The 18636-nt window shown below is 71.0% G+C and carries 16 protein-coding genes and 1 pseudogene; 3 read left to right on the forward strand and 14 right to left on the reverse strand.

Going from position 1 to position 18636, the window contains the following annotated elements; translation table 11 throughout:
• From BN976_RS08575 to adh, 7 genes and pseudogenes are all read right to left on the reverse strand, one after another.
• Nucleotides 1–717: pseudogene (locus tag BN976_RS08575) on the reverse strand (hypothetical protein); the annotation flags it as partial.
• Between the two features lie 58 nt (nt 718–775).
• A complete protein-coding gene (locus BN976_RS08580) occupies nt 776–1081 on the reverse strand; it encodes a type VII secretion target (RefSeq protein WP_011778731.1) in 306 nt (101 codons plus the stop codon).
• A gap of 42 nt (nt 1082–1123) precedes the next feature.
• Nucleotides 1124–2461, reverse strand: coding sequence for a phosphoglucosamine mutase (glmM, locus tag BN976_RS08585; RefSeq protein WP_036369935.1), 1338 nt, complete (start codon nt 2459–2461; stop codon nt 1124–1126).
• 138 nt (nt 2462–2599) lie between these two features.
• A complete protein-coding gene (locus BN976_RS08590) occupies nt 2600–3079 on the reverse strand; it encodes a hypothetical protein (RefSeq protein WP_011778729.1) in 480 nt (159 codons plus the stop codon).
• Nucleotides 3080–3357: 278 nt separating this feature from the next.
• Nucleotides 3358–3867 (reverse strand): 30S ribosomal protein S9, encoded by a 510-nt coding sequence (gene rpsI, locus BN976_RS08595; RefSeq protein ID WP_051558367.1) that lies wholly within the window; start codon nt 3865–3867, stop codon nt 3358–3360.
• Complete coding sequence (gene rplM / locus BN976_RS08600; protein WP_011778727.1) at nt 3864–4307, reverse strand: 50S ribosomal protein L13; 444 nt, start codon at nt 4305–4307, stop codon at nt 3864–3866. The genes rpsI and rplM overlap by 4 nt, the downstream gene beginning before the upstream one ends.
• A gap of 313 nt (nt 4308–4620) precedes the next feature.
• Entirely contained in the window at nt 4621–6144 is a 1524-nt protein-coding gene (gene adh / locus BN976_RS08605; RefSeq protein WP_011778726.1) for an aldehyde dehydrogenase, read from the reverse strand.
• A gap of 137 nt (nt 6145–6281) precedes the next feature.
• Here adh and BN976_RS08610 point away from each other — a divergent pair, with 137 nt between their 5' ends.
• On the forward strand, nt 6282–6836 hold the full coding sequence (locus BN976_RS08610; protein WP_084182253.1) for a TetR/AcrR family transcriptional regulator: 555 nt from the start codon (nt 6282–6284) through the stop codon (nt 6834–6836).
• On the opposite strand, the gene BN976_RS08615 is transcribed toward BN976_RS08610, so the two are convergent.
• The 6 genes from BN976_RS08615 to BN976_RS08640 form a co-directional block, all read right to left on the reverse strand.
• Entirely contained in the window at nt 6802–7713 is a 912-nt protein-coding gene (locus BN976_RS08615; protein WP_036369942.1) for an alpha/beta hydrolase, read from the reverse strand. The genes BN976_RS08610 and BN976_RS08615 overlap by 35 nt on opposite strands.
• A gap of 87 nt (nt 7714–7800) precedes the next feature.
• Nucleotides 7801–9126: a helix-turn-helix domain-containing protein gene (locus BN976_RS08620; RefSeq protein WP_199558917.1), complete on the reverse strand. Its 1326-nt coding sequence runs from the start codon at nt 9124–9126 to the stop codon at nt 7801–7803.
• Between the two features lie 100 nt (nt 9127–9226).
• A complete protein-coding gene (locus BN976_RS08625; protein WP_011778723.1) occupies nt 9227–9523 on the reverse strand; it encodes a WXG100 family type VII secretion target in 297 nt (98 codons plus the stop codon).
• Nucleotides 9524–9535: 12 nt separating this feature from the next.
• Nucleotides 9536–9868 carry a WXG100 family type VII secretion target gene (locus BN976_RS08630; RefSeq protein WP_036369945.1) on the reverse strand — a complete coding sequence of 111 codons (333 nt, stop codon included), beginning with the start codon at nt 9866–9868 and terminating at the stop codon, nt 9536–9538.
• A gap of 80 nt (nt 9869–9948) precedes the next feature.
• On the reverse strand, nt 9949–11058 hold the full coding sequence (locus tag BN976_RS08635) for a type VII secretion-associated protein (RefSeq protein ID WP_036370463.1): 1110 nt from the start codon (nt 11056–11058) through the stop codon (nt 9949–9951).
• A complete protein-coding gene (locus tag BN976_RS08640; protein WP_036369947.1) occupies nt 11055–14561 on the reverse strand; it encodes a type VII secretion protein EccC in 3507 nt (1168 codons plus the stop codon). Before BN976_RS08640 ends, BN976_RS08635 begins: the two co-directional genes overlap by 4 nt.
• A gap of 94 nt (nt 14562–14655) precedes the next feature.
• Between BN976_RS08640 and eccD the strand changes: the two genes are divergently transcribed.
• On the forward strand, nt 14656–15930 hold the full coding sequence (eccD, locus tag BN976_RS08645) for a type VII secretion integral membrane protein EccD (RefSeq protein WP_036369950.1): 1275 nt from the start codon (nt 14656–14658) through the stop codon (nt 15928–15930).
• Entirely contained in the window at nt 15927–17261 is a 1335-nt protein-coding gene (gene mycP / locus BN976_RS08650; RefSeq protein WP_011778705.1) for a type VII secretion-associated serine protease mycosin, read from the forward strand. Before eccD ends, mycP begins: the two co-directional genes overlap by 4 nt.
• On the opposite strand, the gene eccB is transcribed toward mycP, so the two are convergent.
• Entirely contained in the window at nt 17229–18614 is a 1386-nt protein-coding gene (gene eccB / locus BN976_RS08655) for a type VII secretion protein EccB (RefSeq protein ID WP_036369953.1), read from the reverse strand. The genes mycP and eccB overlap by 33 nt on opposite strands.
• Between the last annotated feature and the right edge of the window lie 22 nt (nt 18615–18636).

Here is an 18636-nt window from a genome sequence, read left to right on the forward strand (position 1 = left end):
GGCCGGCGGTCCGGGCTGCGCGTCGTCGGCTCCGTGCTCGTCGCACGTGGACATCGGCGGCTGCGTCCACGCCGGCCCGAGGTCACCGGGGATGTCGAACACCGGCGATTGTTCGGCCGCGATCTCGGCCACCGATCGTTCGTAGGCGGTCGAGACCGACGCGACGGCCTGCTGCACCGCCGTGAGCCAATCCGTGGCGACCGGGCCGGCCACGAACGGCTTCACCTCCTGCTCGACCAGTTCGCTGGCGGTCGCCCGGTCCCCGGCTCCCGTGACGACCGTGGTGGCCGCGGCGAGCCACCGTGCACGGGAGTCGCCTGCGCGTTCGCCGCCCGCGACGGTGGCATCGGCCTTGGCGCCCAACGCCTTCCAGAGGTCCTCGCGTAGCGCGGTCAACGCCTCGGCGGCGGTGCGGACCGCCGCGGCGACCGCGGCTGAGGCCGCACCGTGGCGCCGCAGCAGGTCCCGGGCAGCCTCCCCACCGGAACCGTGCCACACCACGGACAGCTGGGCGAGCTGGCGTTCCTGCACGGCCAGCGCGTCCTGGGAGGCACGCACCGCGGCGTCGAGTGCCAGGCAGTCCCGTTGCAGCGCGCCGAGATCCATCCCGTCCTCGGTGCCGTACCAGTCGCGGACCTGGGATGCGTGCATCGTCAGGTCCGGATGTTGATAGCCGAGCAGATGACTGGCCCAGACGTAGTGCTGCAGCTCCTCCACGGCAGGCCTTCCCTGCGCCAAACGTGAAGCGGCATCGAAGTTTTCGGACATCGGCGAGCTACCCCACCCGCTCGCCGGCGCGGGCGTCGGCGTCTCGGTAGCGGTCGGCCGACATCCGGAGTGCCGCCGCGATCTCGGTGGCCGCCCGCGACCACTGCCGCAGCGCCGAGGCGACGCCGAACAGTGCGTCGCGCACTGCGTCACCGTGCGCGACATGCGCCCGCCCCGCCGTCGCGCCCCCGAACTCCAGACCGCTCAGGTGCGTACGCAGCGCGGCGTCGACAATCGACGCCGCCGTCTCGTATTCCCGCGCGATCGCGTGCACCGCCACTGTGTCGACGCGGGCCGCGCCAGCCGTTCCCATATGAGATTGGACGCCGGGCAGGCCCGGCTGGTTCCCACGGGTTCAGCGTTGCGCGCTGACCGATTCCGCGACGCGCACCGCCATCTGCCGGGCGGTGTCCTCGTCGGCGGCCTCCACCATGACCCGGACCACCTGCTCAGTTCCGGAGGGCCGCAACAGGATTCGCCCGGTATCGCCGAGTTCGGCCTCCACCTTCGCCACTGCGTCACGCACCGGTTGGGCGTCGGCGACCGTCGCCTTGTCGGCGACCTCGACATTGATGAGCACCTGCGGGAGGGTCTGCATCGGCTCGGCCAGGCCGGCCAGGCTGCGGCCGGTCTGGGCCATCCGCGCCATCAGCCGCAGACCGGTGACGATGCCGTCGCCGGTGGTGCCGAAGCTCGGCAACACGATGTGCCCGGACTGCTCGCCGCCCAGCGAGAACAGGCCGGCGCGCAGTTCTTCCAGGACGTAGCGGTCGCCGACCCCGGTGGTGCGCACCTCGATGCCGGCCGAGCGCATCGCCAGGTGCAACCCCATGTTGCTCATCACGGTGGTGACCAGGGTGTCCGACGCCAGCTCCCCGGCTTCCTGCATCGCCAGGGCCAGCACCACCATGATCGCGTCACCGTCGATGACCCGCCCGTGGGCGTCGACGGCCAGGCAGCGGTCGGCGTCACCGTCGTGGGCCAGGCCGAGGTCCGCGCCGTAGGAGACCACCGCGGCACTCAGCGCCCGCATGTGGGTGGAGCCGCAGTTGTCGTTGATGTTCAGGCCGTCAGGCTCGGCGTGGATCGGGATGACGTTGGCGCCGGCCGCGCGGTAGGCGCGGGGCGCGGCCAGGGAGGCGGCCCCGTGCGCGCAGTCGACGACGACGGTCAGTGCGTCGAGCCGGGTGGTGGCGGCCTTGCCCACGTGGCGCAGGTAGCGCTCCAGCGCGTCCTCGGCGTCGACGACGCGGCCGATGCCCGCCCCGGTGGGCCGGCTACCGGGCCCCTGGTGCACCAATTCCTCGATGCGGTCCTCGGTGGCGTCGTCCAGTTTGTGCCCGCCGGGTCCGAAGATCTTGATGCCGTTGTCGGGCATCGGGTTGTGCGACGCGGAGATCATCACGCCGAAGTCGGCGTCATAGGCGCTGGTCAGATAGGCCACCGCCGGTGTCGGCAACACGCCGACCCGCAGGGTGTCCACGCCCTCGCTGGCGATTCCGGCGATGACGGCGGCCTCGAGCATCTCTCCGCTGGCGCGGGGGTCACGCCCCACCACCGCGACACGTCTGCGGGCCGCTCCGGTTCTACCGAGCCGTCGAGCCGCCGCCGCACCCAGGGCCATCGCCAATTCCGCGGTCAGTTCCCGGTTGGCGACGCCGCGCACCCCGTCGGTGCCGAACAGTCGAGCCATCGTGACAACCTCTCACACCTGTGGGCCCCCGAGCCAATTTGCGCCCAGGTGATTATCCATGCCAACGACCCGCAAATGGCTCATGAAACGGCTCACCGCCCGCACCCAATGCGGATGCAGGCGGTGAGAGGGCTCCAATTACCCTTCGTCGCTGGGCAGCGGCACGGAACCGTCGTCGGCCGCACCGGTGCCTTCGGGGGCGCCCAGACCGGCGCCGGTGCCGGACTCACCCTCGGGCGCGGCCCCCTCGGCCGGCGCCGGTGTCTCGGCCGGAGCCGGCGTCTGCGCAGCAGGCGTCTCCGCGGCGGCGGCCACGTTCTGGGCGACGACGAGATCACCGCCGGGAAGGCCCGAACACACGGTCTGCTCGGCGCCCTCGCTGTCGACCTGCGCCACCAGCGCGCTCACGTCCGCGGGCACCGCGCCGCAGATGGCGGCGGCCGCGGCGGCCGCCTTGTCAGCGGTCGCGCTCTCCAGCAGCGTGACGTCGCCGATCGAGAGGCTCACCAGGCCGTCGGGAGTCTCCGCAGGCTGTGCCTGTGCCATCCCGAGTCCGGCGGTGAAAAGCAGCGATCCCCCGAGGACAGCACCCGCTGCGGCGTTCTTGACGAAGTTCATCAATCACTCCTTTGCAGTCACGGAGCCACAGGCAAGGCGCCCTGGCTCCAGGTTTCGAGGGTTATCTACCCGGTCGGCGCATTTCAAATCCCATTCGGAGAAAAGCGCCGGAATTTGCGTTTCCCTAATTAACTATTTCCGTGTCACAGCAGGAAATAGCGTGATCGACATTTCCTGAATTATCGGTGTGTGACAGCCCACAGGGGCGACAGGCCCGCCAACGACTGACGCCCGGCCTGCTCGCATGCGAGCAGGCCGGGCGCCATGTCGTCGATCGATCAGCGCTTGCTGTACTGAGGCGCCTTGCGGGCCTTCTTGAGTCCGTACTTCTTGCGCTCGATGGCACGCGGGTCACGCGTGAGGAAGCCGGCCTTCTTCAGCGCCGGGCGGTCCTCAGGCTGGACCAGGATCAGGGCCCGGGCGATCGCCAGGCGCAGCGCGCCTGCCTGGCCGGACGGGCCGCCGCCGTCGAGGTGGGCGTAGATGTCGAACTGCTCGACCCGGTCGACGGTCACCAGCGGCGCCTTGATGAGCTGCTGGTGCACCTTGTTGGGGAAGTAATTCTCCAACGTGCGGCCGTCGAGGTTGAACTGACCGGTGCCGGGGACCAGACGAACCCGGACCACAGCCTCCTTGCGGCGGCCGACGGTCTGGATCGGACGGTCGATGATCACGGGCTCACGCGGAGCGGCCTCGGCCTCGGCGACGACGTCGACGACGACGTCGGTCTCGACGACCTCGGGGGCTTCCGCGCCTTCGACGGCGTCGGTGATTTCGCTGTCGGTCACTGGGCCACCTGCTTGATCTCGAACGGAACCGGCTGCTGCGCGCTATGCGGATGCTCAGGTCCGGCGTAGACCTTCAGCTTCTTCTGCACCTGGCGCGACAGCTTGTTGTGCGGGAGCATGCCGACGATCGCGTTCTCCACGACCCGGGTCGGGTGCTTCTGCAGCAGCTCGCCGATGGAACGCTTACGAAGGCCACCGGGATAACCCGAGTGTCGGTAGGCGAACTTCTTGTTGAGCTTGTCGCCGCTGAGGGCGATCTTGTCGGCATTGATGACGATGACGAAGTCACCGCCGTCGACATTCGGCGTGAATGTCGGCTTGTGCTTGCCGCGCAGCAGCTTGGCTGCTTCGACGGCGAGCCGGCCGAGCACCACGTCGGTGGCGTCGATGACGTACCACGTACGCGTGGTGTCACCCGCCTTCGGCGTGTACGTAGACACAGCGCTTACCTTCTTTTCTTCGGGTTGGGCCCCGGTGAACCGGGTGCCGGTCAAGCGTGAGCTGCGGACTGCCTCGGCGACCGACGGTGACCCGAGGTTCCGGCAAGACAGCGCACGCCAACGAGGCAGCCTACCCGCGGATATCCGCGCAGGTCAAAACGCCCCTCGACAGCGGTCAGCGACAGTCAGGGACCACCCTGCCGTCGATCTTGCCCTGCTCCATCTTGGCGAACACGTCGCCAGCTCGAGAAGACACGAACTCGCACGGACCGAGGGGATCCGTGCGAGTTCGCGTCTTGTCGCTACAGAAGGATCAGAAGAACCCGAGGGCCTTGTCGCTGTAGCTCACCAACAGGTTCTTGGTCTGCTGGTAGTGGTCGAGCATCATCTTGTGGTTCTCGCGGCCGATGCCGGACTGCTTGTAGCCACCGAACGCGGCGTGCGCGGGGTACTGGTGGTAGCAGTTCGTCCACACCCGGCCGGCCTTGATGTCGCGACCCGCGCGGTAGGCGGTGTTGCCGTCGCGGCTCCACACACCGGCACCGAGACCGTAGAGGGTGTCGTTGGCGATGGAGATCGCGTCGTCGTAGTCGGTGAACGACGTGACGGCGACGACGGGCCCGAAGATCTCCTCCTGGAAGATCCGCATCTTGTTGTGACCGGTGAAGATCGTCGGGGCGACGTAGTAGCCGCCGTTGAGATCGCCGCCGAGCTCGGCGCGTTCACCGCCGGTGACCACCTGCGCACCCTCGCTCTTGCCGATCTCGATGTAGGACAGGATCTTCTCCAGCTGGTCGTTGGAGGCCTGCGCGCCGATCATCGTCTCGGTGTCCAGCGGATCGCCCTGGCGCACAGCCTTGGTGCGGATCGCGGCCAGCGCCAGGAACTCGTCGTAGATGTCGGCCTGGATCAACGAGCGCGACGGGCAGGTACACACCTCGCCCTGGTTGAGGGCGAACATCGTGAAGCCCTCGAGCGCCTTGTCCTGGTAGTTGTCGGCCTGGGCGAGCACGTCGTTGAAGAAGATGTTGGGGCTCTTGCCGCCGAGCTCAAGGGTGACCGGGATCAGGTTCTGCGACGCGTACTGCATGATCAGCCGGCCCGTGGTGGTTTCACCGGTGAACGCGATCTTGGCGATCCGGTTGCTGGATGCCAGCGGCTTGCCCGCCTCGACACCGAAACCGTTGACCACGTTGATCACTCCCGCAGGCAGCAGATCCGCGATGAGTTCCATCAGGTACAGGATCGAGGCCGGGGTCTGCTCGGCGGGCTTCAGCACGATCGCGTTGCCCGCGGCCAGCGCGGGGGCCAGCTTCCAGACCGCCATCAGAATCGGGAAGTTCCACGGGATGATCTGGCCGACCACACCGAGCGGCTCATGGAAGTGGTAGGCCACGGTGTCGTCGTCGATCTCGGACAGCGAACCCTCCTGCGCCCGGATCGCCCCGGCGAAATACCGGAAGTGATCCACGGCCAGCGGGATGTCGGCGTTGAGCGTCTCGCGGATCGGCTTGCCGTTGTCCCACGACTCGGCCAGCGCGATCGACTCGAGGTTCTCCTCGATGCGGTCGGCGATCTTGTTGAGGATCACGGCACGCTCGGCGGCCGAGGTCTTGCCCCAGGCCGGCGCGGCGGCGTGCGCGGCGTCGAGGGCCTTCTCGATGTCGGATTCGTCGGAGCGGGCCACCTCGGTGAACGGCTGCCCGGTGACCGGCGATGGGTTCTCGAAGTACCGTCCAGCATTCGGCGCCACCCACTGGCCGCCGATGAAGTTGTCGTAGCGGGGCTTGAACGACATCAAGGAGCCGTCAGCACCGGGGCGGGCGTACACAGTCATGGTGAATCTCCTGCTCGTGTGGTGTGCGTCACTGAACCTACGCGCGCAACCGTTGCACCACAGTTGCATCGTTGGGCAGACTTGCCCGCATCAACGAACCCCGCCGAAAGCCCCGCCAGCAACGCTCCCGAGAGACGGTGAACACGCTGGTGGAGGCAGCCGCGCAGGTGTTTTCCACCGAGGGCGTCGCCGCGACCACCAATCGGATCGCCGAGCGCGCCGGGTTGTCGATCGGGACGCTGTACCAGTACTTCCCGGACAAGTTCGCGCTGCTGCAAGCGATCGCCGACCGTCATCTCCGCGACGCCGACCGTGAGCTGAGCGCCGTGCTCGCCGCGCTGCGTGCCGACGCTCCCCCGTTCGACGCGACGATGCGTGCGTTGCTCGAGGCCGTCGTGAGGCTGCACGCCGGCCAGCCGAAGCTGCACGCACTGCTGCACCGCGTGGTCACGCCCATCCCCGACCGACTCGGCGCATTGACCGATCTCGAAGACCGCCTGTGTGACGAGGTGGCGTTCCACCTGAAGCGCTTCGACCGCGGCGGTGCCGATGTGGAGACGACGGCGCGGATGCTCGTACACGCGGTCGACGCGCAGCTGCACCGGGTCATGGCGCGCGACCGGTTCGACATCGGGGACGCCAGGGACGCGCTCATGGTCACCGTCGAGCGGCTCGCTCCGCCACCCGGGTGAATGCGTCGCGCAGCTGCGTGAGGCCGGGTTCCTCGATCGGGAAGTGGCCGCAGTTCTCCAGCATGACGAGCTCAGTGGGACCTGAGATGCGTTGCAGGAAACGGATACTCAGCTCCGGCGCGGTCCACGTGTCGGCCGCGGGCGCCACCAGCGTGACGGGGGCGGCGTCGAAATGCTCCGGTGCGGCGTGGCGGTAGTTCATCCAGCTGGACAGGAATGCGAGCGGGACGCTGGCCCCGCCGCCGCGAGGGTCGGCGGCGCACAGCCGCGACAACCGCGGGTCGGTGCTCATGGCCGCCATGTCGGCCAGCCAGCGGATCGGCAGCCGGACCCGGCCGAACACGGGGACGACCGCACGCAACACTGCCGGTGCGGGCCGGCCCATCCACGCGAACCGCGTGGCCGCGGCCCGGGCGGCGGGGTCGGACATGTCCAGCAGGCAGGTCGCCACCACCGCGGCCACCTGCCGGGTCCGGGCGGCGACCTCGTAGGCCAACATGCCGCCCATGCTGGCGCCGAACAGGATCAGCGGCCGCGGGTCCGCGGCGCGTTCGGCGGCCACCAGGTCGCAGAGCAGATCGACCCAGGCGTCGTAGCGCACGCCGGCCGGATCCGGTTCGACGGTGTCGCCGTAGAGCGGGAGGTCTGGTGCGAGCACATCGACGCCGTCACCGGCCGCAACCGCAGCGGCCGGCCACAGGGCGCCGCTGTATCCCCCGCCGCCGTGAACCACCATCGCACGCACCTCCGCAGCCGGCACGGCTGCGCGGGCGACGTGCACGGTGCGCCCCCGCCACGGCCACCAGGTGCTGACCGGCGGGGCAAGCGAGTCCGTGTAGGTGCCGGGGACAAACCCGGCGTAGGCCTGGAAGTTCATCTCGATATCATCGAATTACCAAGCTGCCGTTGACAACTCGCTTTCACGTGCGGGTTGACCAGGCAGATCGTCGTCCTGCTCAGGTTTTCAGCCGAGCTCGAAGTCCAGGCCGGCGAGGTGGCCGTGGGCCCGGGCCCGGGCGACCGCGGTGAGTCCGGCGCTGTCGCGCAACGCCTGCCATCCGTCACGGTCGTCACGCCCCTCGGGCAGCTCGAGCCAGCGGCGCAGCAGATCGGTACGGCCCTGCCTGCTCTCGGCGAGCACGGCGTCGCGCAGCGTGGTCGACAGCTGCGTGCGCAACCGCGCGATCGCCGGGGACACCGACTGGGTGAGCAGCGGACCGGGATACCGCGCAAGTGCGGATTCGACGTCGCCGGCGTCGAGGGCCTCGAACACCTCGCCGATGTCGCTGGTGATCGCCGTCGACAGCCGGTACGGCCGGGATTCGAGGGTGTCGGCGCCGATGACCTTACGCAGCCGGGACATCTCGGCGCGGACGGTGACGACGTCGAGGTCCTTTTCGTCGAGGAGCACGGCCAGGTGGTCGGCCGACAACCCCTCGGGGTGACGGCTGAGCAGCACGAGGATGTCGGCATGCCGGCCCGTCAGGTAGGTGGCTTGAAGGTGACCATACCGGTCAGTGGTGACCCAACGCGGCCGGTCGGCGCCGAGCACCACCAGGTGCGGCCTGCGGGCGGCGGGTTCGGCGGCCACGCCGGACACCCGCAGCAGGGCCAGGTGGTTTTCGACGGCCACCGCGGTGGCCCGCACCAGGGCCAGGGTCTGCGCCGACGCGACCTGGGCGCCGCCGGTCAGGTCGATCGCACCGAGCAACGCGCCGGTGGTGGGGTCATGGACGGGAGCGGCGGTGCAACTCCACGGCTGGACGACGCGGGAGAAGTGTTCGGACCCGCGGATCTGCAGCTCGCGGTCCAACGCCAGCGCGGTGCCGGGGGCGTTGGTGCCCGCGCTGCGCTCGCTCCAGTCTGCGCCGGGGACGAAGTTCATCGCCTCGGCCCTGCGGCACGCGTTCGGATCACCCTCAACCCAGAGCAGGGTGCCGTCGGCGGCGCTGACGGCGACCACGACGCCCGAGTCCATCGCGTCGTCGACGAGGAGCCGGCGGATCACCGGCAGCGCCGGTGCCAGCGGGTGGGTCTCGCGCAGTCTCTCGATCGCGGCGACAGCGGCCCGCGCGCCGTCGAGGTCCGGATCGACCCCGCCGGCCAGGCTGCGTTTCCAGCTCTGCGCGACGACGGGGCGCACCGCGTGCGAGTTCAGGAAGGTTTCGTCGACCTCGCCGGCGACGAACAGCTCGTGGACAGCCCGCAGCCGCGACGACGTCGGACGGGCCGCTCCCCGTCCGGCTGATGTCTCAGGAGCTGCCACCCGGGGTTCCTTTGTGTCCGCCATCACACTCAGTGTCACCTTATCCCAGTGTGCGCGCCCGGAGTACTGTGCGGCCCCCGATCGGCTCCCCTCCTTTCGGGGGCCGCACAGGCTGGGGTGGGGTTCAGGTGCCCCAGGCGTGGGCGGCCCTGCGGTCGGTGGCAGCGACGTCGTCCGACCCGTCGCGCACGGCGTTGCCGAGGCTGACGAGGATCTCGTTGAGCGCCGCCGCGGCCTGCTCCCAGCGGGCCTGCTCGACGCGGTACGCCTCGGCGGACTCGCGGGTCCAGCTCGCCTGTAACGGAGCGATCTGGGCGCGCAGATCTTCGAGCGCGCCGTTGAATCGGGCCGACGTGGAGTGGATCTCCTGGCGAACCGTGTACTCGATCTCACCGAAGTCGTAGGCCAGTGTGTGGTTCATCTGCCGCCCGCCTTACAGGTTCGCCGCGACGGAGGCGATGCGCTGCGAGTGACCGTCGGCCACCTCGCGCAGGATGCGCTCGTTGTCCCGGATCGTCTCGGCGATGCGTTGCAGCGCTGCGTGCAGTCGCAGCGATTCGGCGTTCCAGCGCTCGACCACCTCGCGGAACCGGGTGGCCGCGGCACCGCCCCACACCGACGGCGGCACACTGCTCATCGCGCCGATGAACGACTGCAGCATCGCCCGGATCTCCTCGTTGCGCGCGTCGGTCTTTCCGGCCACCGACACCATGAGGTCGAAGTCGGTGGTCAGCGCCGGGCCGGCGGTTCCTGACGGTGTCGGCATGTGAAATCCTTTCGTAGCCTTCGCAAGCGGTATACAGATTGGACGCACCGGCACCGGATACGGTTCCACCGATCCGCCGCTCAGCTGACGGCGTGCGCGGTGCGCACGGCTTCGGCACAGACGTCCTCGACGGCGGCGTCGAGCCCGGGCGTGCTCTGGCATCCGATGGCGATGCGCAGGTCGCCGTCGGTCACCACGCTCCACCGGGTCTCGCTGCCGGCGCGCCGCTCGACATAGGTGACCGCCGGTCTGCCGCCGCGTTCACCCGACGGGTCGAAGTCGACGAACACCCCGACCGGCTCGGATCCTATTGCGCGGCGCAGCGATTCGGCCACGTCCGCGGTGGACCCCACCGACTGGGTGATGTGCAGGGCGGGCGAGCCGCCTGCGGCGGAGACCCGGACGCGCGCCGATCCCGGCCCGGTCGTGACACGTTCGTCCGTCCACTGCGCCGGCACCGCGACCGCAACCCGGCCCTCGACCAGCAGCCTGGTCGCCGGATCCGCGGGCGGTCGCGGCGACAGGTTCTGCGCCGCCCATCCGCCCCCGGCGGCGACGGCCGTCACCGCGGCGCCCGCCAGGACCGCAATCGCGCCACCACCCGGCCGCGGCCTGCCGGGTCTGCGGCCCGGCCGGGGCAGCGCCGCCAACGCGGCGTCACGGACGCCGGTGTGGTCGCGGTGGCTGACCGGTGTCCCGAGTTGCCGCAACCGCGCACATACCGCGGGCGGCAGTGGCGCCACCCCGGCGGGGACGTCGATCAGCACCGACGTCGCGGTTTCCAGAAGCGGCCCGATGTCGTCGCGAGGGACGACGAGGCACCCCGTTCCCGGTGACCGCACCACCGCGAAGTCGGCGGACAGTTCGACCAGCGTGCCCGCGCCGTCGTCACCCGACAGCGAACTGCGCTGCAGCACAACAACCTCGGGCGTCATCGCGCGGCCGGCCGCGGCGACCACGTCGGCGCGACCCGACGGCCACCACGTCGGCACGACCAACACCAGCGCGCCGTCGTGTCCGCCCGCCACCACAGCGAGCACATCGCGCCACAGCCCGGACACCTCGACGGGTCGCTCGTCGAGGAGGGCGAGTGGATCGTCGATACAGTCCAGCGCCACCGAAACCCATTCCGGGGGTGCGGCTTCCGTCCCGCGCACGGTGCACGGCCCGAGCTCGACGACGGTGGTCACGGCGGATCCACCCACGCGAGCTGGACCAGTTCGTCGGGCCTGCCGCGCACGATCAGGGTGGCCCGTCCCGGCGGTAGCGGGGTCGGTCTGGCGCTGCCCAGCAACACTCCCTCGTCGGGTGCGGCGCTCATCATCAGACCGGCGCAACCCATGTCGCGCATGCGGGCCAGCACGGGATCGAACATCGCCCGCGCCGCGCCACCGGATCGGCGGGCGACGATCACGTGCAGACCGAGATCCTTGGCGTGCGGCAGGAAGTCGGCCAGCGGGGTGAGCGGATTACCGGTGGCGCCCGCCACCAGGTCGTAGTCGTCCACGACGACGTAGATGTCGGGTCCGTGCCACCACGACCGGTCCCGAAGCTGCCGCTGGGTGACGAACTCGTCGGGCATCCTGGCGTTCAGCCGTTCGGTCAGCGCCGCCAGCCGCGACGCCACCGCGATACCCGACACCGCGTATCCGGCGCTGGGCCCGCTGTCGACGACACCGAGCAGGGTGCGCCGGAAGTCGACGATCTCCAGGTGGGGCTGATCGGCGGCCACGGCGAGGTCGGTGCACAGCAGACGCAGCAGTGAGGTCTTGCCGCATTCGCTGTCACCGAACACCAACAGGTGCGGGTGCTCGGCGAGGTCCAGGACGACCGGCGCCAGGTCGCGTTCTCCGAGTCCCAGCACCACCCGGCCCCGTCGCCGCTCGTCGACCCGGATCGCTTCGCGGCCGACCCGTGCCGGCAGCAGTTCGACCGGCGGGGCGGTGCGGCCGTCCTCGATGATCGCGGTGCGCAACCAGTCGGCATCGGGTAGTGCGATCACCATCTCGCGGCCGTCGCGGGTGATGCCGCGGCCGGGCGGACGGTCCGCGAGCTCCCTGGCCCGCCTGCGGTCCATCTCGGACTCCATCGGATCGCCGAGCCGCAGTTCGATGCGCGTAGCGATCTGATCTTTGAGCGCCGGCCGCAGGTCGGCCCAGCGGGACGCGGCGAGCATCACGTGCACGCCGTACGACAACCCCTGCGCCGCCAGCGCGGTGATCGAGGCTTCCAACCCGTCGAATTCCTGCCGCAGCGTGGCCCACCCGTCGACGACGAGAACCACCTCACCGTACGGGTCGTCGGGAACGGGTCCGGCCTCGCGGGACCGCAGCACCGACTCCACCTGAGCGACGATGCGCCGGCACAGCTCGGTGTCGCCCCGCCCGGCCACCGCCCCGACGTGCGGCAGCTCCCGCATCCCGGCCAGCGCGCCGCCGCCGAAGTCCAGGCAGTAGAACTGCACCGCACCGGCGCCGTGCGTGGCGGCCAGCGCGGCCATGATGGTGCGCAGCGCCGTCGACTTCCCCGATCGGGGCGCTCCGACCACCGCGACATTGCCTGCCGCCCCCGTCAAGTCGACGACCAGTGGATCCCGGCGCTGCTCGAACGGGCAGTCCACCGCGCCGATCGGCACCCGCAGCCGGTGCGCCGGCGCGTCGGAGAGCACCTCGTCCAGCCGCGGTGAGCGCCCCAGCGGCGCCAACCAGACCCGGTGGGCGGCAACGCCGCGCCCGCCCAGCTGCCCGAGCACCGTCTCCAGCAGGGGGCGCTGTGACGACACCACCACCGGACCGGCGGGCGGGCCGTCGCCGGCGAGCGTGAAGCGGCGCACCGCGGGGCGTTCGTCGCGCCGCCGCACCCGTTGCGGATACCGTCCGGAGACGAACGCGGTCTGAAACGGCGTCAACGTCCCGGCGGCGGTGCTCAGGTAGGCCGCGCCGGGCTGCGCCGGAAGGTGATACGCATCGGGGACGCCGAGCACCGCCCGCGACTCGCTCGCCGAGAACGTCTTCAGACAGACCCGATAGGACAGGTGGGTCTCCAGCCCGCGCAGCCTGCCCTCGTCGAGGCGCTGGCTGGCCAGCAGCAGATGCATGCCGAGGGAGCGGCCGAGACGGCCTATCGCGACGAACAACTCGGCGAAATCTGGATGCTGGCTGAGCAATTCGGAGAACTCGTCGACGATGATGAGCAGCGCGGGCAACGGGGCCAGCGTGCTGTCGCGCTGCCGCGCCCGGCGGTACTCGGCGATGTCGGTGAGGTTGCCCGCCGCCCGCAGCAGCTCCTGCCTGCGGTTGATCTCCCCGGACAGCGCCTCACGCATCCTGGACACCAGCGGCGCCGAGTCGGCGAGGTTGGTGATCACCGCCGACACGTGGTTCGCGTTCTCCAGCCCGAGGAACGTGGCGCCGCCCTTGAAGTCGACGAGCACGAGGTTGAGCAGCTCGGGCGGATGGGCGGTGATCATGCCGAGCACCAGGGTGCGCAGAAACTCCGACTTTCCGGAACCCGTTGCACCGACGCACAACCCGTGCGGTCCCAGCCCCGCGGCGGCCGACTCCTTGATGTCGAGTTCGACGACGGCGCCGTCCGGCGCAACCCCGATCGGGACCCGGAGCAGGTCCGGCGCGCTCCGCCGCAGCCACCGCATGCCGACGTCGATCTGCTCGGGATCGTCGATTCCCATCAGCGACAACCAGTCCGGCCCGCCCGGTCGGCGGGCGCCCGCCCCGGGCCGGTACCGCGCCAGCCGCCGGGCACAGGCCACCGCGTCCGCTGGCGAGAGCTGGTCGCACGACACGGCTTTCACCTGCCCGTCGAGGTGCACGGTGACCTCGGTCCGGTCGTCGGGCTGCAGCACGATGCAGGTGACGTCCTCGGCGGGTTCCGGCGGTCGGGCACCGTCGACGACGACCACGTGGTGCCGCGCCGAGGGTGTGTCGCAACGGTGCGGCAGCCATTTCAGCCAGTCCCAGTGCGGGGCCGGCGAGGCCACACCTACCGTGACCTGTCGCGGATCGTGCAGCACGGCCAGCTGGCACACCAGTGCCCGCACCGCGGAACGCACCGCCTCCGGGTCACCGCTGACGGTGACCACCGCGGTGGAGCGCAACGGAACCCCGACGGGCACACCTGCGACGACCGAGCGGTGCCGGACCAGGCGGCGCAGTGCGCCGGCGGTGACGGGGTCGGCCTCATCGTCGGCTCCCAATTCCGGTGCGACCACGGTGGTCGCCGCCGGTTGTTCTCCCACACCGATGCGCACCACGCAGAAGTCGGGATGGTCGTCGGCGCGTTCCCACATCCGCTCGCCACCGGCGAGCGTCCACAGCGCCGCAGGTTCGGGATGGTCGTGGTGCAGGACGCGGATCTGTTCCTCGGCCGCGGCCGCGAGGACTTCGTCGAGGGTGTCGAGATAGCGCAGGTAGGCGGCGCGCTGGTCATTGAGTTCTGCGGTGCGGCCGGGCCCGCCGGCACCGTAGGCCAGGGTTCCGATCGACGACACCAGCATCATGGCCGGGAAGAACAGGAACATCGGGTTGCGCGGCGAGTCCGTTGAGGTCAGGTACATCGCGGTCATGCCGCCCATTGCCGCCAGCATGGCGACCGGCATCAGTCGGGCCAGCGGGTTCACCGGCGCAGGGGTCGGCGGATCGGGCGGGGCGTCGACCACGAGCCGACCGGTGTCCATGTGTGAATAGACGCACGGCGGCCCCGTGCCGTTCCATCCACAGCCCGGGAAAGTGCTGCAGCGCGGCCCGCCCGGGCCGAGTTACGTTGATTTCGTGCCGGATACGTTGCGCAGGGTGGCCGTCCACGCGCTGGGTCCGCGGGAGGCGGCCGCGGCCGACCTCGTCCTTCCCGCCGGGCAGCCGCTGGCCGAGCTGGTGCCGTCGATCGTCGACACCGTCTTCGGAGGTCCGGTCGGGCCGCGACAGTGGCAGCTGGCCACGCCCGCAGGAGTTCCGCTGGACTCGTCGATGTCGCTGCGGGACAACGTCGTCGAGGACGGAGACGTCATCGTGCTGACAGCCGTGCGGGTGCCGCCGCCACGCCTGCTGCCCACCGACCCCTGCGCCGTGGTGGCGGGCGCAGCGGAGAAGGGGACACCCGGCCGTGGGGTCAACCGCGCGGCCGGCGCGGCCGGCATCGTGGCCTGCGCCGTCGCCCTGGTGTGGTCGGGCACCGCGGCGCCCACGCACTGGCATCTGTGGTGTGCGGCGGCGCTGTCGGGGTCGGCGGCGGTCGGGGCGGTGGCGGCCGCCCGCGCGGAGCCTGAACTCACCGCTCTGCTGAGCACGGCTGCGGTGGTGTTCGCCACTGCGGCAGGGCTTCTCGCCGTTCGTTCGGCGCCGTGGCCCGCCACCGTGCTGCTCGCCTCCAGCGCCGGGTTCTGCATGTCGGTGCTTCTGCTGCGGTTGGTGGCCGACCGCGCACTGCTGACGGCGTTCACCGCGGCCGGCGGGGCTGCCACCGCCGCGGCGGGGTTGGCGAATCTCGCGGCAAGTCCGGTGACGGCTGGGGCCGCGCTGGCCGCGCTGTCGACGGCCGCACTCTCCGTGGCACCGAAACTCGCAGTGGTGACCGCAGGCCCGGAACCTGCCGCGGCGCATTCCACGTTGACCGGCTTGGTGGCGGGGTGGTCTGCGACGGCGGCGGCCGGGGGTGTCATGGTCGCCGCCGTCGCGGGCCCCGCGGAGTCCTCGACGATCCTGGCCGCGCTGTTCGCCGCGGATCTCGGGGTGCTGCTGGTCCTGCGGAAACGGTCCCACGTCGTGGTGCACCGGCGCATCGCGCTGGGTGCGGCCGGGTCGGTGTCGCTGCTCGCCGCGTTCACCGTCACCGTGGTCGCAGCACCGGTGCATGCGCCGTGGCTCTGCGCCTGCGCCGCGGTGCTCTGTGTGCTCGCAGTGCGCGGAGCCGGGTCGCCGGCGTCTCCGAACCCGCTCGCGCACAGGATGATCCAGGTCACCGAGTACGCCGCCCTGGTGGCCCTGGTGCCGCTGGCGTTCTGGGTGAGCGGGATCTACGGCCTGGTCCGTCAGCTGAGCCTGGCATGACCGGGCCGGCGCGGCCGTGGCGGGTGCTGATCGTGGTCGCGCTGCTGCTGGTGTACACCGCGCCGTCTGCCGATGCGGTGGGTCCGCCCGCGGTCGACGAGAGGCTGCTGCCGGCCCCGGGCCCGGTCGCCCCGGCGCATCCCACGGTCCAGCACGACGAGTGCGTCACCGCCCCGACGTCGCCGGTCGACGTACCGGGCCGACCGCACGGCATCGACCTGCCCAGCGTGTGGGCGCTGACCCGCGGTGCGGGGCAGACCGTCGCGGTGATCGACACCGGGGTGGCCCGGCACCGGAGGCTGCCGCACCTGATCGCGGGCGGGGACTACGTGTCCGGACAGGACGGCACCTCAGACTGCGACGGCCACGGCACCATCGTGGCCGGCATCATCGGCGCCAGCGCCGACCCGGCGGACACCGGCGGCTTCGCCGGCATCGCGCCCGACGTGTCCCTGCTGTCGATCAGGCAGTCCAGCAACAGGTTTCGCGCCGTCGACGACCCCGGCGGGACCGGGGTCGGTGACGTCGAGACGCTGGCGACGGCAGTGCGCACGGCCGCCGATCTGGGGGCGACGGTCCTCAACATCTCCACGGTGGCCTGCCTACCGGTCGACGCCGGGCTCGACGACCGGGCGCTCGGCGCCGCGCTGGCCTACGCCGTCGACGTCAAGAACGTCGTGGTGGTGACGGCGGCGGGCAATGTGGGTGGCGCCGGCCAGTGCACGCAACACAACCCGCGCAGGCCGGCCGACGCCGGTGCGGTGACCATGGTGGCGAGCCCCGCCTGGTATGACGACTACGTGCTCACCGTCGGCTCGATCGGCTCCGACGGGATCGCCTCGGAGTTCAGCCTCGCCGGGCCGTGGGTCGACGTCGCGGCTCCCGGGGAGTCGGTGGTGTCGCTGGCACCCGCCGGCGACGGCTTGGTGGACGTTGCGCCGTCCGGGCTTCCGATCTCGGGCACCAGCTATGCGGTCCCGGTCGTTTCGGCGATCGCCGCGCTCGTCCGCGCCCGGTCACCGGGTCTGACCGCCCGGCAGGTCATGCGGGTGATCGAGGACACCGCGCACCCTCCGCCGTCGGGGTGGGATCCGGTGGTCGGGCACGGCGTGGTCGACGCGCTCGCGGCGGTCACGGCGACCGGATCTGCCGATCCGGTGTCGGCCGGCGTGGCACCGGTCGGCCCGGTCCCGCCCCGCCCATCTGAATCCGTCTCGGGCAGAACGGCATTGCACGCGGCGCTCGGCTGCCTGGCACTGACCGCCTGCGTGGCGGTGGTGTCGACGGCCGTGCGGCGGTCAGGGCGCCCCGGTTCCGTCGCGCAGGACTGAAGCGTCGTCACGGCCGAGTTCGGGCCCGCGCGGCAGGGTGGCCAGCACCGGCCACGGCGCGGGCACCGCAGGCGCGGTGAGCCCGAGGGCCGCGGCGCTCTCGTCGTCCCGGACTCCGAACAGCACACCGGCATCGGTGACCAGGAACAGTGACCCCGTGCCGTGCCCGGCGCCGGTGAGCGACACGGACCGCACGTACACGCTGCGCCCGGCCGGCACGGACACGGCATCCACGGCAGGGCCGTCGCCGTCGGTCTGCACCAGGGTGACGGGCCGGGTGCGGCGCGGAGCCGAATCCGCCACGAGAACTGAGGTGTGCGAGGTGGTTTCACCGTTCTTCTGGTTCCAGTGCGCACAGATGACCGGCGCCGCGGTGACGCCGCCGCGGTCCGGGAACGTCGTGACGGGCAGCGTGGTGACGACGGGCACCGCCCCGACGGCATCGGCGGACACGGTGGGAATCTCGGCGCCGGGGCGGCGGTCGGTGTAGCGGATCAGATCGGCGGCGACCTCGCCGATGCGCTGCAGGCCTTCGGCGAGCACCACGAAGTACTCGGTCGTCGCATGTGTCCCCGACTCCCGGACCACGGTGCCCACAGGGTGTTCGCGCAGCGTCGAGGGCCCCGGTGAGCCGAGCGCAGGGATGTGAGGCGGACTGATGGCGGGCGCCTCCGGGACGGCGGCCAGCAGTGCGGGTGACACCGGCTGCGGCACAACACCGTCGAGCCGCAGCGCCCGGACGACGGCGGGGTGGCGCAGATCCACCCTGGACCGCCATCTGCCGTGCAGAAGATAGCTCAGCGCGGCGCTGCCACCACGCGGGGTCACCAGCACACTGGCGCCCGGGGTCATCGCGGACCCGGCGACCGGGCCGGCGGTGACCGTGGTGCCGGAGCGTTCGTCGCAGACGGTCCAACCGGATTCGGCGGCCTGCAGCGGCGGCGAGATCTGCCCCGGGGCGCCGGGAATCCCCACCTGCGGACCGATCTCGGCGCGGTCGACCGCCCGCTGGGCGACCATGCGCGGTTCGGCGGCGGTGCCGAGGATCAGCCGCGCCGATGCGAGGTTGAACACCGGGTGCATGGTGTCGTCGATCCTGACGTACATCGCCCCGGATTCGCGGACCACGACCAGCGGCGCGTCACCCAGTTCGCCTCCGGGCCGGATGAACGCCAGCACGGCGCACACCGCGACCGCGATCGCCGCGAGAACCGCACCGGCGGTCATCGAAAGTGATTGTCCGCGAAGAGGATCGTCGAGCATGCGAGCGTCACCGCGCACCAGAGCGTGTTCCATCCTGCGCATCAGGAACCGGTGGCCGCTGACCTGCAGGCGTGTCGTCGGTTGCCGCATCACTTCCCCCTCGGTCAGCCTA

It is taken from the genome of Mycolicibacterium austroafricanum, assembly GCF_000612725.1.
GTDB classification, from domain to species: Bacteria; Actinomycetota; Actinomycetes; order Mycobacteriales; family Mycobacteriaceae; genus Mycobacterium; species Mycobacterium austroafricanum.

What these genes read in the sequence shown, in the direction of transcription:
- BN976_RS08580 (WP_011778731.1), bottom strand. Translation starts at nt 1,081, where the DNA reads ATGGGAACGGCTGGCGCGGCCCGCGTCGACACAGTGGCGGTGCACGCG.
- glmM (WP_036369935.1), bottom strand. Translation starts at nt 2,461, where the DNA reads ATGGCTCGACTGTTCGGCACCGACGGGGTGCGCGGCGTCGCCAACCGG.
- BN976_RS08590 (WP_011778729.1), bottom strand. Translation starts at nt 3,079, where the DNA reads ATGAACTTCGTCAAGAACGCCGCAGCGGGTGCTGTCCTCGGGGGATCG.
- adh (WP_011778726.1), bottom strand. Translation starts at nt 6,144, where the DNA reads ATGACTGTGTACGCCCGCCCCGGTGCTGACGGCTCCTTGATGTCGTTC.
- BN976_RS08615 (WP_036369942.1), bottom strand. Translation starts at nt 7,713, where the DNA reads ATGAACTTCCAGGCCTACGCCGGGTTTGTCCCCGGCACCTACACGGAC.
- BN976_RS08620 (WP_199558917.1), bottom strand. Translation starts at nt 9,126, where the DNA reads ATGGCGGACACAAAGGAACCCCGGGTGGCAGCTCCTGAGACATCAGCC.
- BN976_RS08625 (WP_011778723.1), bottom strand. Translation starts at nt 9,523, where the DNA reads ATGAACCACACACTGGCCTACGACTTCGGTGAGATCGAGTACACGGTT.
- BN976_RS08630 (WP_036369945.1), bottom strand. Translation starts at nt 9,868, where the DNA reads ATGCCGACACCGTCAGGAACCGCCGGCCCGGCGCTGACCACCGACTTC.
- BN976_RS08640 (WP_036369947.1), bottom strand. Translation starts at nt 14,561, where the DNA reads ATGGACACCGGTCGGCTCGTGGTCGACGCCCCGCCCGATCCGCCGACC.
- mycP (WP_011778705.1), top strand. Translation starts at nt 15,927, where the DNA reads ATGACCGGGCCGGCGCGGCCGTGGCGGGTGCTGATCGTGGTCGCGCTG.
- eccB (WP_036369953.1), bottom strand. Translation starts at nt 18,614, where the DNA reads ATGCGGCAACCGACGACACGCCTGCAGGTCAGCGGCCACCGGTTCCTG.